Annotated in this window: 13 protein-coding genes; 11 read left to right on the plus strand and 2 right to left on the minus strand. The window is 45.5% G+C overall.

Translation table 11 applies throughout. The annotated features are described in order from the left end of the window. The first annotated feature begins 2 nt into the window (after positions 1-2). The 11 genes from flhA to G517_RS0113160 all read left to right on the plus strand — a co-directional run bounded on the left by flhA (position 3) and on the right by G517_RS0113160 (position 12,010). Complete coding sequence (flhA, locus tag G517_RS0113110) at positions 3-2,120, plus strand: flagellar biosynthesis protein FlhA (protein WP_028304785.1); 2,118 nt, start codon at positions 3-5, stop codon at positions 2,118-2,120. An 86-nt stretch (positions 2,121-2,206) separates the two neighbouring features. Next, a complete protein-coding gene (gene flhF / locus G517_RS19175) occupies positions 2,207-3,481 on the plus strand; it encodes a flagellar biosynthesis GTPase FlhF (protein WP_051206389.1) in 1,275 nt (424 codons plus the stop codon). A gap of 19 nt (positions 3,482-3,500) precedes the next feature. Further along, positions 3,501-4,229 carry an RNA polymerase sigma factor FliA gene (locus tag G517_RS0113120; RefSeq protein ID WP_211224296.1) on the plus strand — a complete coding sequence of 243 codons (729 nt, stop codon included), beginning with the start codon at positions 3,501-3,503 and terminating at the stop codon, positions 4,227-4,229. Between the two features lie 87 nt (positions 4,230-4,316). Further along, positions 4,317-4,694, plus strand: coding sequence for a chemotaxis response regulator CheY (locus G517_RS0113125; protein ID WP_425413774.1), 378 nt, complete (start codon positions 4,317-4,319; stop codon positions 4,692-4,694). A gap of 57 nt (positions 4,695-4,751) precedes the next feature. Beyond that, a complete protein-coding gene (locus G517_RS0113130) occupies positions 4,752-5,540 on the plus strand; it encodes a protein phosphatase CheZ (RefSeq protein WP_036591499.1) in 789 nt (262 codons plus the stop codon). A gap of 12 nt (positions 5,541-5,552) precedes the next feature. Next, entirely contained in the window at positions 5,553-7,718 is a 2,166-nt protein-coding gene (locus G517_RS0113135; RefSeq protein WP_028304789.1) for a chemotaxis protein CheA, read from the plus strand. Positions 7,719-7,736: 18 nt separating this feature from the next. Next, on the plus strand, positions 7,737-8,900 hold the full coding sequence (locus G517_RS0113140) for a protein-glutamate methylesterase/protein-glutamine glutaminase (RefSeq protein WP_028304790.1): 1,164 nt from the start codon (positions 7,737-7,739) through the stop codon (positions 8,898-8,900). 129 nt (positions 8,901-9,029) lie between these two features. Further along, positions 9,030-9,830: a ParA family protein gene (locus G517_RS0113145; protein WP_028304791.1), complete on the plus strand. Its 801-nt coding sequence runs from the start codon at positions 9,030-9,032 to the stop codon at positions 9,828-9,830. A 1-nt stretch (position 9,831) separates the two neighbouring features. Next, positions 9,832-10,989: a chemotaxis protein CheW gene (locus G517_RS19180; RefSeq protein WP_051206390.1), complete on the plus strand. Its 1,158-nt coding sequence runs from the start codon at positions 9,832-9,834 to the stop codon at positions 10,987-10,989. Positions 10,990-11,063: 74 nt separating this feature from the next. Continuing rightward, positions 11,064-11,555, plus strand: a complete 492-nt coding sequence (locus tag G517_RS0113155; protein ID WP_028304792.1) for a chemotaxis protein CheW — start codon at positions 11,064-11,066, stop codon at positions 11,553-11,555. A gap of 20 nt (positions 11,556-11,575) precedes the next feature. Beyond that, on the plus strand, positions 11,576-12,010 hold the full coding sequence (locus G517_RS0113160; protein ID WP_028304793.1) for a DUF2802 domain-containing protein: 435 nt from the start codon (positions 11,576-11,578) through the stop codon (positions 12,008-12,010). A gap of 124 nt (positions 12,011-12,134) precedes the next feature. Here the strand turns inward: G517_RS0113160 and G517_RS19185 are convergent, their stop codons facing one another. Both G517_RS19185 and fliK read right to left on the minus strand, forming a co-directional pair. Then, positions 12,135-12,479 (minus strand): EscU/YscU/HrcU family type III secretion system export apparatus switch protein, encoded by a 345-nt coding sequence (locus tag G517_RS19185; RefSeq protein WP_051206391.1) that lies wholly within the window; start codon positions 12,477-12,479, stop codon positions 12,135-12,137. Then, positions 12,476-14,551 carry a flagellar hook-length control protein FliK gene (fliK, locus tag G517_RS0113170; protein WP_028304794.1) on the minus strand — a complete coding sequence of 692 codons (2,076 nt, stop codon included), beginning with the start codon at positions 14,549-14,551 and terminating at the stop codon, positions 12,476-12,478. The genes G517_RS19185 and fliK overlap by 4 nt, the downstream gene beginning before the upstream one ends. Between the last annotated feature and the right edge of the window lie 160 nt (positions 14,552-14,711).

The raw sequence follows: 14,711 nt of genomic DNA on the forward strand, positions 1-14,711 counted from the left end.
CAATGGAACGTACACAGATCATAAGCAGGTTAAAAAACCTACCGCTTACAGGTATCGGGATACCCGTGCTCATTCTCGTGCTATTAGGCATGATGACATTACCTGTACCCGTGCTCCTTCTGGATCTATTGTTTACCTTTAATATTGCCTTATCCATACTTATTCTTTTGGTGGCAGTTTATTCATTACGTCCTTTAGATTTTGCTGTTTTTCCCACGATCCTCCTTGTTGCTACCTTGCTTCGTTTAGCTCTAAACGTTGCGTCTACCCGTATTGTTTTACTTAACGGCCATGAAGGTGGCGCTGCTGCAGGTAAGGTTATTGAAGCCTTTGGTGCGGTGCTTATTGGTGGCAACTATGTTGTTGGTTTAGTCGTATTCCTGATTTTGATGATTATCAATTTTGTGGTAATTACTAAGGGTGCGGGGCGTATCTCTGAGGTAAGCGCTCGCTTTACCTTGGATGCAATGCCTGGTAAACAGATGGCTATTGATGCGGATTTAAACGCAGGCCTGATTAACCAGGAAGAAGCAAAGCAGCGTCGGGCTGATGTAGCCAATGAAGCAGATTTTTACGGTGCGATGGATGGTGCGAGTAAGTTTGTTCGTGGTGATGCTGTCGCTGGCATATTAATTTTGGTTATTAACGTTATTGGTGGTTTAGGCATTGGTGTTATGCAGCATGATCTTGAATTTGCTGATGCACTAGAAAAATATGTTCTGTTGACCATTGGTGATGGTTTGGTTGCTCAGATTCCGTCGTTATTGCTTTCAGTTGCGGCGGCGATCATGGTAACTCGTGTCAACAGTGATCAAAGTATTGGTCAGCAGGTTGGTGGGCAGATGTTTGCTACGCCTCAAGCCTTGACGGTTACTGCGGTAATTTTAACCTTGATGGGTATTATCCCTGGCATGCCTCACGTTGCTTTCCTAGGGCTTGCGGCATTAGCAGCCTTAGGGGCTTACTCAATAAAGTTCTACACGGAAAAGAAAGTGGAGCAGGAGTTGGCGGCGCAAAAGAAAGGTCCCGATATGCCTTTACCTGATGAGGCAACTGTTAACCAGAAAGAATTGGGTTGGAGTGATGTGCCTATGATTGACCTTTTAGGTCTTGAAGTGGGTTACCGTTTAATCCCTCTGGTTGATAAGAGTCAAGGTGGGCAGCTGCTAGGGCGTATTAAAGGTATTCGTAAAAAACTATCTCAAGAGCTAGGTTTTCTTGTACCCTCTGTTCATATTAGAGATAACCTAGAGTTATCTCTGACGATTTATCGGATTTTGTTAAAAGGTGTCGTCGTGGCGGAAGCCGAGGTTTATCCTGATAGAGAGATGGCTATTAACCCTGGTCAAGTTTTTGGTGAGATATCGGGTATCGAAGGTAAAGATCCTGCTTTTGGTTTAGATGCCGTATGGATTGAGGCTCAGGATCGTGATGAGGCTCAGGCTCTTGGTTATACTGTCGTGGATTCAAGTACGGTTATCGCGACTCAGTTGAACCAGATTATGCAGAACTATGCGCACGAGTTAATTGGCCATGATGATATTCAACATCTTATGGATGCTCTTGGTCGCCACTCTCCTAAGCTTTCTGATCAGTTGGTACCGGATAGCCTCTCGCTTAATCAATTGCTCAAAATTATTCAGAATTTATTGCAGGAAAGTGTTTCTATTCGAGATTTCAGAACGATCGCACAATCTCTTGTAGAGACCGCTCAGAGTACGAGAGATATCGGACAAATGACGACTTCCGTTCGTATCGCATTATCTCGATCTATTGTTCAATCGATATGTGGGCCAAGTACAGATCTGCCGGTTATTACTTTGGAACCTAAGTTGGAACAGATTTTGCTTCAATCAGTGCAGCAGGCTGCGCAATCCAGTGTTGATGACAACTTAATATTAGAGCCTGCAATGGCAGAGCGCTTACAGCAGTCGCTCGCTGAAGTATCTCAGCAGCAAGAGATGATAGGGAATCCTGCGGTATTGGTCGTAGCCGCTCCTATACGGCAAGTACTTGCCAGATTTGTGCGGTATAGTGCCCAGTCTGTGCATGTACTGTCCTATCAAGAAATTCCTGATAACAAACAGATAACAATTGTAGCGACAGTAGGTCAGCAGTAGAGCAGGATGAAATTTAGTAAGATAATTTTACTTTGTAGGTTGATGAGTTTCCATGGCTACCAAAATAACGAAGGATACGGCTATTTATGAAAGTTAAACGTTTCTTTGCTCCTGATATGCGTCAAGCCATGAAGTTAGTTCGAGATGAATTTGGTGCTGATGCTGCTATTTTATCGAATAATAAGGTAGCTGGCGGCGTTGAAATTGTGACTGCAGTAGATTATGACGCAAGTATCTTAAGAGAGCCTAGTGAGCGGATTGATCCAGAAAATAGTGATGCATTAACAGATTCGCTAGCCGATGCTTTGGCGAAAGCTAAAGAAGTTATTGAGCAATCGGGTAAAACTGATCAAGTATCGAATAATGTTGGTACGGCATTCCAAGCCAAAGCAAAAGAGCGTCAATTTAGTCAGGCTGAAGCTATGGTTGATACTTTAGAAAATACGCACCGGCGCAGTCAAACGCCAGAAAGCGCTGCAATGAAGGCGATGCAGTCTGAGATTCAAGGATTACGTGAGCTGCTGCGAGAGCAGATGAAGGACACACTGTCAGAGCGAAAACCTGTTGAAGCGATGCTGCATAAACGGTTACGCCGTATGGGGTTGTCAGAGCATTTTTCTGCTCGGGTTATTGAGGCTCTTGGGCTTGACGATGATGTTGAGTTTTCTGACGCTTGGGAGAAAGCTATTGAACAGGTACGTTCAAGTGTTCTGGCTACAGGGTCTGATGTTGTTGATCAAGGTGGCATTGTCGCTTTAATGGGGCCGACCGGTGTTGGGAAAACAACGACTATTGGTAAGCTTGCGGCGCGTTATGTGCTTAAATATGGCCCTGACAGTTTGGCTTTGGTGACGACAGATTGCTATCGTGTCGCGGCTTATGAGCAACTCAGAACTTTTGGACGTATTCTCGGTGTACCTGTAAGGGTTGTCGATGAGACGCACAGCCTTGATAACACGCTAAAGTCTTTAAAAAGCAAGGCGCTGGTACTGATTGATACCGCAGGGCTTAGTGTTCAAGATCCTAATATGAAAGAGCAGTTTTCACTACTTGAAGCCGCCTCTGTTCGTATTAGAAAATACTTGGTGCTTGGGGCTACGAGTCAACAGCAGGTACTTCAGTCAACTTATGATACCTATCGCCGCCATGGTTTAAATGGTTGTGTTGTCACAAAGTTGGATGAAGCTATTAGTGCAGGGGAAGTTGTTAGTCTTATTGCAGATAATCGCTTGCCGCTTGCTTATATCGCGAGCGGACAGAAAATACCTGATGATCTTCGGTCTGGTGATGTAGGATTGCTGGTTAGCAGGGCTTTGGATCTGCTTGAGCAGCAAGAATCTCACCAGAACTCGGAACGATAGAGACAGGAGGTCACTATCTATGGCTCTGGTTCTTAATTCAGGCATGTATTACCCCGGTAAAGATGGTTGCAGTGGCCTTATTGACCAACATGCACCTCTTGTGAAGAGAGTCGCACAGCACCTCTTAAATCGTTTACCGTCTACGGTGATGCTTGATGACCTTGTTCAGGCTGGCATGATTGGTTTAATCGAGGCTTCTCAGAAGTTTGATGGTACCAAGGGGGCTAGTTTTGAGACCTACGCCTCTATTCGTATCCGGGGTGCAATGATTGATGAGGTTCGGCGTTATGACTGGGCTCCTCGATCCGTGCATAGAAACAGTCGACGGGTTTCTGAGGCGATTAAAGTTGTTGAATCCCGAACAGGGCGTGATGCTAAAGATAATGAAATTGCTTCAGAGATGGGTGTTTCTGTAACGGAGTACAATAGTTATGTACAAGATACAGCAGGTACCAAACTTTTTAGCTTTGATGAGATAACGGGTAATGAAGACAATAGTTTTGAACTGCCCGATGAAGGTTCACCTGAACCAGATGCAGCCGTGGAGGGTAATGCTTTTCAAGAGGCTTTAGCAAATGCTATTGCCGCACTTCCTGAACGGGAAAGAATGGTATTGGCTTTATACTATACAGAAGGTCTTAACCTAAAAGAGATAGGTTCAGTGCTTGATGTTAGCGAGTCTAGAGTCAGTCAGATACACAGTCAGGCCGCATTAAGGCTTCGATCGCGTTTATCTGAGTGGAAATGATTACATTATATATATTTGATAAATGAATAAATGTAGTATTCTAAATAGTGGCAAATTGGGTAAGTGGAGGTTGCCTTGGATAAGAATATGAAGATTCTCATTGTGGATGATTTTTCCACCATGAGACGAATTGTTAAAAACCTACTTCGTGATTTGGGTTTTGCAAACACACATGAAGCAGATGATGGTTTGACCGCTATCCCTTTACTGGAAACAGGTAACTTTGATTTTCTAGTGACCGATTGGAATATGCCAGGTATGACAGGTTTTGACCTGCTTAAAACTTGTCGTGCTGATCCTAAGCTAAAAGATCTGCCTATTCTTATGGTTACAGCGGAAGCTAAACGTGAGCAAATTGTTGCTGCTGCGCAAGCTGGTGTTAATGGCTACATTATTAAGCCGTTTACCGCAGCTGTGCTGAAAGAGAAAATTGAGAAAATTTTCGAGCGTTTAGAACAGCAGTAATCTGTTGTTGGGAAGCGGCCAGTAAACAGACATTCATTACGATAAAGGTTTCAGGTTATGGCTCTGAAAAGCTCGGGCGAACAGCAAGTAAGTGAGTTCGAACAGATACTTAAAGAAAGTACCTCTGAATTGCTTGAGAAAGTTGAAAGTGGCAATCTTAGTGATGCCGTAAACTTGATTCAGCGTATTCATGATGAGCGAAATCGTAACTTGTATCTGGAAGTAGGCCGGTTAACTCGAGCTTTGCATGACGCTATAACTAATTTTCATATTGATGTTGGTGCGGGCAATCCTGTTTCAGAAGAGATGTCGCAGATGGCTAATGCGACAGATCGGTTGAATTATGTCATTAAAATGACACAGGATGCTGCAAACCAAACCATGGATAAGGTGGATGAGAGCGCCCCTGTTGCTGAACGCTTGCGAGAGCAAGCTGCTGCACTAAGGAAAGATTGGGCGCGCTTAGTTCGACGTGAAATGAAACCTGATGAGTTTCGAGATCTTTACCGTAAGATCGATGGATTTTTGAAGGAGTCCGAAGAGCAAGCGGGTACGCTATCGAATAACTTTAATGACATTTTACTTGCTCAAGGCTATCAGGATTTGACGGGACAGGTGTTGATTAAAGTAATCACCCTTGTTCAAGAAATCGAAGAGAATCTTGTTAATTTAGTATGTATGGCTGGCCAAGTAGATAAAATGACTGGCATCCAGCATGACAAGAGTAATCCGGCTGAACAGGACGCGTGTGCTCCTGAGGGCCCGATTGTTAATGCCGAAAAACGGGAAGATACTGTTTCCGGGCAGGATGAAGTTGACGACCTGCTGTCAAGTCTCGGCTTTTAAGGAGAAGTATGGATGAGCTTTGAAGTCGATCAGGACATTTTACAGGACTTCTTGATTGAAGCTGGAGAAATCCTTGAATTACTGTCTGAGCAGTTGGTTGATCTGGAACAGTCCCCAGATGACCCTGACCTCCTGAACGCTATTTTTCGCGGTTTCCATACAGTTAAGGGCGGTGCAGGTTTCCTCCAGCTTTCACCGTTAGTTGATTGCTGCCATGTTGCAGAAAATGTCTTTGATACATTAAGGAAGCATCAGCGGACTGTTACCCCTGAATTGATGGATACCGTTCTAAGTGCATTAGACACTGTGAACGAAATGTTCGAAGAAGTTCGCAGTGGACAGATGCCTGATAATGCTGACCCTGAACTGATATCGCAGCTAGGATTTTTTGCACAACCTGAAGCCGCAGAACCTGTTGCTGAACCTGAAGTCGCGGTTGCGCAGGAAACCGCTGTGACCGCTACTGCACAAGAAGCTGCGGCGGCGCCTGCTTCTGCAGTACAGGATGCAGAAGGTGATATTACTGATGCTGAATTTGAATCACTACTAGACGCACTACACGGTGGTGGATCGCCTACCGCGCCACAACCCCCTGTCGTTAGCGCACCTGTTGCTTCTAATCCTGCTGCTTCCAATAGTGATGAGATCACTGAAGACGAGTTTGAAGCGCTTCTTGATCAGCTCCATGGCTCTGGAAAGTCACCAACGGCTGTTAGTCCGCCAGATCCCACTGTAGTGCCTGGTAGTGCAGTGTCTGGTAGTGCAGTGCCTGGCGGTGATAGCGACCTTATCACTGATGATGAGTTCGAAGCACTTCTTGATGAGTTGCATGGAAAAAATGGTTCTCCTGTGGCACCGTCCCAGAATGAGGCGGAATCTAATGCTGCCCCTGTGGCTCCTGCTGCTCCTGTAACTCCTGTCGCCGTAGCGAAACCACCGGCTGCTGTCGCTCAAGCTTCTGCTGCCCAGAAAAAAGTGGCTCCGAAGAAAGAGGCTGCACCTGTCGCAGAAACAACCGTTCGAGTTGATACAAGCCGTCTCGATGACATTATGAATATGGTGGGCGAGCTAGTATTGGTTCGTAACCGACTGGTTCGACTTGGTGGACAAAGCTCTGACTCAGAAGTTGCCAAGGCTGTTTCTAACCTTGATGTGGTCACGGCGGATCTGCAAACATCGGTAATGAAAACGCGGATGCAGCCTATTAAGAAAGTTTTTGGCCGCTTTCCGCGAGTGGTACGAGATCTGTCTCGTAAGCTGAAAAAAGAGATTAGCTTACGTCTTGTTGGTGAAGATACCGATTTAGATAAAAACTTAGTTGAAGCTTTAGCAGATCCTCTTGTTCACTTAGTACGTAACGCTGTTGATCATGGTATTGAAGGTCCTGAGGATCGTGAACGGAAAGGTAAGCCAAGAGTTGGTGAAGTTTTGCTTTCTGCCGAGCAGGAAGGTGATCATATTTTGTTAACTATCAGTGATGATGGTGCAGGTATGAATCCTGTCGTTTTGCGTAACAAAGCGGTAGAAAAAGGTCAGCTTGATCAAGACGCGGCAGACCGCTTAACGGATCAAGAAGCCTTTAACCTGATTTTTGCTGCAGGTTTGTCAACTAAAGACGAAATTTCTGATGTTTCAGGCCGTGGCGTTGGCATGGATGTTGTGAAGACAAAAATCTCACAACTCAATGGCACCATTAATGTTTGGTCAGAGGAAGGCAAAGGCTCCAAAATCATTATTAAAGTGCCTCTGACGCTTGCGATTATGCCAACTTTGATGGTGATGCTAGGTCAGCAAACGTTCGCACTGCCTCTCGTTAATGTTAATGAAATTTTCCAGCTAGATATTTCACGAGCTAATATTGTTGATGGGCAAGAAGTTTTAGTTATCCGTGAGAAAACATTGCCGCTATTTTATTTAAAAGAATGGCTTGTAAAAGGTTCCGATGTGAGTCGTGATCTTAAGAATGCTCATGTTGTTGTTGTCTCTGTTGGCACCCAGAAAGTTGGCTTTGTTGTTGATCAATTGATCGGACAGGAAGAAGTGGTTATTAAGCCGCTGGGTGACATGTTGCATGGAACTCCGGGTATGGCAGGTGCAACCATTACTGGTGATGGTCGCATTGCTTTGATTCTGGATATTCCTGGGATACTTAAGCACTACGCCAGAAGTTCCCGTTAAACGGTTTAAGGACCTGATATGCCAATAACGGTTTTAGTGGTTGATGATTCGGGTTTCTTTCGGCGTCGAGTGTGTGAATTATTAAGCACTGATGCACGTATTAAGCCGATTGGTACAGCAAGTAATGGCCGCGAAGCTGTTGAAAAAGCGATAGAGCTGAAGCCCGATGTTATTACCATGGACTATGAAATGCCTGTATTAGATGGTATTTCTGCGGTTCGTGAGATTATGCAGAAAGCTCCTGTGCCAGTGTTAATGTTCTCGTCATTAACCCATGAAGGAGCGCGTATCACATTGGGCGCTCTTGAAGCTGGTGCAGTGGATTACTTGCCGAAAAATTTTGAAGATATTTCTCGGCGGCCAGATGAACTAGCTAAAGCTCTTTGTGAAAAGGTGATTGAAGTCTCAAGGAGTCGTCGTGGTGCTCTAGCGTCAGCTTATCGCCCTGAGCGAACGCCAATAGTGAGGCCTACGACACCGATATCTCGACCAACGGTATCGACATCAAGAACGCCGGTTTCTGTTCGCTCTGAGCGACCTGTTTCTAGTATTACCCCTTCGGTGGCAGCACCGAGACGGACAGAGTCTACGGTTCATACCAAAGCCCAGCCTCGTCATTTTGATTTAGTTACAATTGGCACCTCAACGGGTGGGCCAATGGCTTTGCAGATGGTGCTGACTCAACTACCTGCTAACTTTCCTGCGCCGCTACTTCTTGTTCAGCATATGCCTGCTGCTTTTACCGGTGCTTTTGCTGAGCGACTGAATACACTTTGCCAAATACAGGTAAAGGAAGCGCAAGATGGTGATCAGCTTAAGGCCGGGGTTGCTTTATTAGCACCGGGTGGAAAGCAGATGGTTGTTGATAAACGTGGTAACTGTGTTCGCATTTTACCTGGGGATGAACGACTTAACTACAAGCCTTGTGTTGATGTGACTTTTGGCTCTGCGGCCAATGCTATTCGAGGAAAAATCCTTGCTGTCATTATGACGGGAATGGGTTCCGATGGTCGTGATGGCTGTCGAATGTTAAAAGAACATGGTGCAACGATTTGGTCTCAAGATGAGAACAGTTCTGTTATTTATGGTATGCCTATGGCTGTAGCAAAAGCTGGGTTGTCAGATGAGGTTTTAGATTTGAATGACATTGGTCGTCGATTATCATCCGATGTGTCACGTTAGGCTAAAATCTGAATAAGCTTACGGTGTCGTTAGCATTTTTAATCTTGCATATTTAATTAGTAATTATATTAGAATAAATACAGCTAAAATAAATATAGCAAATATAACTGGCAAATAAGGGATACTTTCATGCACGTTTGGGCTGTTGCCAATCAAAAAGGTGGAGTTGGCAAAACAACTTCAACCGTTACCCTTGGTGGCCTACTTGCTGATCAGGGGCATCAAGTACTGCTTTTGGATCTTGACCCTCATGGCTCCTTAACCAGTTATTTTAAATATGATCCTGATGGCCTTCAAAGAAGTGCTTATGATCTATTTCAGCAGGGAAAAAATATCCCTGCAGATCTGCCAGAAAGTTTATTGATGGATACTGGTCATGATCGGTTAAAGTTGATTCCGGCATCAACCGCCTTGGCAACCCTTGAGCGGCAAGTGAGCTCTCAAGGAGGGATGGGATTGGTCATTTCTCGTGCCTTGGCGTTATTGTGGAGTCGCTTCGACTATGTCTTGATAGACAGCCCGCCGGTGCTTGGATTGTTGATGATCAATGCGCTTGCTTCAGCAGAGCATCTTATTATTCCAGTACAAACAGAGTTTCTTGCAATCAAGGGACTTGAGAGAATGATGAGAACACTAACGATGGTGACTCGGGCTCGAAAAAATGAGCTACCGTACACGATTGTACCAACGCTTTATGATCGAAGAACACAGGCATCGGTTCAAAGTTTGCGTATGTTACGAAATACGTATCCTGATAATATTTGGAACTCAATGATTCCGGTTGATACTAAGTTTCGTGATGCCAGTATGGCTGGAATGCCCCCGTCTATGTTGGACTCGCAGAGTCGGGGTGTACACGCTTATAATGTGCTACTTAAGCTATTGCTAGAGAAGCAATCCGACCACAGACAAAAGCCGGGGGCTGAGTAATATGGCTCACGATTCGCAGGACTTTTCCTCTCCACAAGAGGCGATTGAAGGTTATCTTGAGGCCTTGCTTCAAGATGTTGCTGAATATGACGAGCCTGAAAGCCCTGTTGAACCGGTTAGCAAGGCTGAGGCTGTCACCGAACGGCAAGCTAATAGTGATAGTTTTACTTCTGCCGATACGGAGTCAAAGCATACGGGTTCATCTGATACTGGCTCTACTGTTGACGAGCCTTCAGCTGTAGACAAGCCTTCAGCGGTTAGTGAACCGTTGTCCACGGATGAATCCTCAACCGTAGATGAGACTGGGGCTCGTATTTTTGCACCGCCATCTGCACGGGCTTATGCTAGGGAAGCCGCCGCTCAAATTCGTCAGCGACAACAAGCTGCCGAGAGTTTTGAGCCAAAATTTGATACAGCATTTAAAGAATTACCGACTATTTTGATGCCAGAGCTTAAGGTTGCTGAGCCTGAGGTTAAGGTCGAAGTCGAGACTCAATCTGCTGTTAAAACATCGATTGCCCAAGAGCCTGTTGCAGTAGAGCCAGCCGTTGCAGAGCCGGTAGCAGTAGAAGCTGTGGAGACCATGGTCTCCGAAGAAACGGTTGCGGTAGCCTCTACCGCGGATATCGCTTCGACGTCATTGGAGCCTCAACAAAATGAAGGTTGGACGAATGGCCGACCTGATTGGGCTCAAAATCGTTTTGAGTGCTTATTGTTTGTGGTAAAAGGTTTGAAACTTGCGGTACCTTTAGCTGAGCTAGGCGGTATCCATAAACTTGAAAAAGAACCTACGCCATTGTTTGGTCAACCGGGTTGGTTTTTAGGTATTGTACGAACCAATAATATGAATGTTGGTTTGGTCGATACTGCTCAATGGGTTATGTCTGAACGCATTAAGGGTGATCATAAACCCGATTTCAAATTTGCGATTAGAATACATGATAGTGAGTGGGGGTTAGCTTGCCATGAAGTGGCCGAAGCGATCTCCCTCGACCCTAGCGAAGTTAAATGGCGTACCAAACTTGGTCGTAGACCTTGGTTAGCGGGTACGGTTGTTGATCATATGTGTGCTTTAATTGATGTAGCGGCATTTGCCCGATTACTTGATAGCGATAAAGTCCCTGTAGATTTGCAGGCGCTTATGGCAGACGAAGAATAATCGACCGGTTTGCCGGTTATGAATAGAGATTGGTTTTGTAGCGACAAAACTGACGATTTAGATGGAGCATTCGCATGGCAAATGTTGTTCAAGCTAAAAATTCAGCGGGATCTGATGACCCGATTCTGCAGTATGTAACTTTCCGTCTAGCAGACGAAACTTACGGCATCAACGTGATGCAGGTTCAGGAAGTACTGCGCTATACAGAAATTGCCCCAGTTCCTGGTGCGCCGTCATACGTCCTTGGCATCATTAACCTACGGGGTAATGTTGTTACGGTTATCGATACGCGTCAGCGTTTTGGTTTGATGACCTCTGAACCAACAGACTCTACCCGTATTGTGATTATTGAAGTTGATCAGCAAGTTGTGGGGATTATGGTTGATTCCGTTTCTGAAGTGGTTTACTTGCGTCAATCAGAGATTGAGACAACTCCGAATGTTGGTAATGAAGAAAGTGCCAAGTTTATTCAGGGTGTATGTAATAAGAATAACCAGCTGCTTATTCTGGTTGAGCTTAACAAATTGATGAGCGATGAGGAGTGGGCAGAAGTCGCAGCACTGTAATCTGTGGCTTTTGAGTGTTTATGCAGGATTCTTTAGTAAATCTCATTCTTTGGGCTGTGGCAATTATTGCGGTATTGATCGCATTGTATGGGCTGATGCAAGCCCTGACACTGCGCAAATTGCTTGAGCGAAGTAAACATGAGACGCAAATGTTGATTCAGTCGCTTCGGAATGAAACTCATGTTATGGGGACTGGTTCTATTGGTGTTGGGCAGCGTTTACTTGAAGTTGAGAAAAAGCTGAACCAAGCGATGGAGCGCCAAACGGATCTTGAACAAAAAGATTCAGGAAGCCTGCCGTATAATTATGCCATTCGACTTGTTGAAATGGGGGCAAACTCTGATGATCTTGTTGATAATTGCAGTTTGGCCAGGGTGGAAGCTGATCTGATTTTTTTAGTTCATAGTGAGCTAAAAAAACGTAAAGCAAATGCCGCAGAACTTGACCAGTTTTAATACGGTTTTTGATTGATCTTATGTAAAATTTGATCATTTTTAATGTATTAACAAAAGGGCACCCTTGTGAGGGTGCTTTTTTGCGTCTGAACGTTTCATTTGTCGTTAATAGACTTTATCTTTACTAAGGGCTGTACTTATTTTTTAGCATGTCTCGCCGAGTTAAAACATCTTTGCGTATATGCTCTGTACCACCCTGGGAGCGCTCTAATTGGTAAATAAAGGCAATAACTTCAGCGATAGCCATATAGAGTAGCTCTGGAATTTCGTCTCCAATATCTACTTGAGCTAAGGCTTGAACGAGGCCTTTATCTTCGTAAACTGGGATATCATTTTCGCGGGCTAGTCGAACAATTTCATCCGCAAGTAAGTGTTCGCCCTTGGCGGTGACTCTTGGTGTTGAAAATCCTTCATATTGTAGAGCCACTGCTTTTTTCTGAGGTATATTTTCTGGGGGCTGTGTACTCATGCTTTTAAACTCACTAACCCAGGTTGAGGTTTGCTTTCCGGCTTGCCAGCTTGGCAGCGTACTTCTTCGACAACAATACCCAAACTGTTTAAACGTTCTTTTAATTCATGTAGCTGCTTGCTGACATTAGGCAAGTGGCTATCTTCTTCAACCCAAAGATGAGTGGATAGCTTTTCGCCTTGATAAAGCAATCGGGCGTGTAGCTGGCCTAGTTCTGGTGGGGCAAAAGATAGATTAATAACCCATCGGCGTTGATAATCTTCATCCGCCGTAGGCTGTTGATCTTCTGGCCATATTTCTTGCTCAATTTTGACCTTAACCTCAGACAGCTGACTGTTAAACATGATAGGAAGATCTGTTTGTACACCTTGAGTGGCCGCGCCTTGGTCTGCCCCGCGAGCTGCAGGACTACTTTGTAGTTGATTACTACGAACGCGAGCCAACCCCTCTTGTAGCGATCGTACAAGCTGGCCTTGGGTGCTTTGCTTACTATCGGCTGCATCGACATTGCCACGGTTACCACCAGATGAGTCTTGTCCCCGTTCAGCGTTCGATCCCCCCCGCGTTAACTGGCGGAAAATCTGAAAAAATGCACCTTTAAGGTCATCGCCAACGGCTGCTATCGGCGCTCCTTGCGGGGCTGCACTGGCTTGCTGAAGCGCTTGCATCATAACCGCCTCATGAAATACGCCGCTTCTTTGCACGCCCTGCTTTACGGTCTGAGCTGATGGGGCGCTTTCAGATGATAGCTTGAGTGTCGCTTTCTCAATAGTTTGTAAGGCTTGCTGTATAATCGGGTTGTCTCTTACAGCACTCGGTAACTGAGGTAATAACGATTGAAGGGTCGTTAACGTCTCTGTTACTGGCTTTTGTAGCGGTAATGCTTCCCGTAGTGCGCTCATTGTTGTTTGCTGTAGCGCGGCTTTTTGCAGTGCTTGCTCATTAACAACAACGGTTGTACTAGCGGCTTTAGTTTGAATTTGTGGTGGTAACTGAATCTTTAAAATATCAACATGGTCGCCACCGCTCTGTCGAAGCATCATCTGAGTGCCCGCTGGCAATGGCTTTATTTGGGTTAGTTCAACGGTTTGACCGGTTTGGGGAATCATAACCCGAATAGATAAATTCTGGTTGCTCAGGGCGGTTTGTGCTGCTGAAGCAGCCGTTGGCTGAGGCGTATTCGATGCTGGAATATTGCCCGTACTATGAATATTTGTATTTGAGCCTGCCGCTACTGGTGCCGATGCTGCCGATAGAGTAGATGATACAGATGTTGTGGATGCTGTTGGCTGTGGTGTTGCCGTTGGAGATGCTAAAAGATTGCTTAGTTGGTTTAACACAGTGCCAGCGGTACGAGTTGCGCCTGCAGTATTGGTTAATCCACTTGTGGCATTGGCTAAGGCGGCGGCAAGCGTTGCTGCTGTTTGAGCATTAACCTGATTAACTAAAGCTTGTGCAGCTGTTTGAGGTGTTGCTTGGGTATTATTTTGTGCTGTCTGCGGGCTGTTTGTTTGAGCGGTTACTTGAGTTTGAGCTGCTGTTTGAATCGCCGCCGTTTGAGCTTGAACTGTGGCTTGAGTTGCTGTCTGAGCTGTTGTTGACTGAGCTACTGTTGATTGAGCCGTCGCTTGGGCGGCGCTTGCCTGAGCGAGCACGGCATTAGTTGCGGCGGCAACGGATGCTTGAGCTTGTGCTGCGGCGTGGGTCACTTGCGCAGGCATTGGGCTGGCTTGTGTCGATATTTGGGCGGCTTGCGCAGGTGTTTGAGTCGCTTGTGTCGATGTATTGGCAATTTGCCCAGATGCTTGGGCTGGATTTTGTCCAGAAGCCTGCGTAGAGCCACTGTTAGTGGCTACTTGAGTGCTTTGGCTAGGCTGTCCCGATTGACCCGATGAAGCTCCACCACCACCAGAGTTTTGATTTTGAGGTGCGGCTGTCTCAGGCACTTGAACAACTGCCATAGCGGTTTGGCCTTGGCTTAAGCCAGTACTGCCACTGACAGCAGAGCGTATAGCTCCTATCAAAGCCATCATTTGTTGGTCGACGCGTGACTGAAGGACTTGATCTAACATAACAACCTGTTTCTACAGCATGTTTATAGGCCACTTTAAATGCCAAGCAGACCTTGATGCAGGTCTGTGGCGCAATAAAGTGAATCGTAGTAAAGTGCGCTCTTTTATAAGCTGATCTGGGTGCCGCCTGCCCAGGTAATGTTCTATTTATTTTAGACCG

Source organism: Oceanospirillum maris DSM 6286 (assembly GCF_000422865.1).
Classification (GTDB): domain Bacteria; phylum Pseudomonadota; class Gammaproteobacteria; order Pseudomonadales; family Halomonadaceae; genus Oceanospirillum; species Oceanospirillum maris.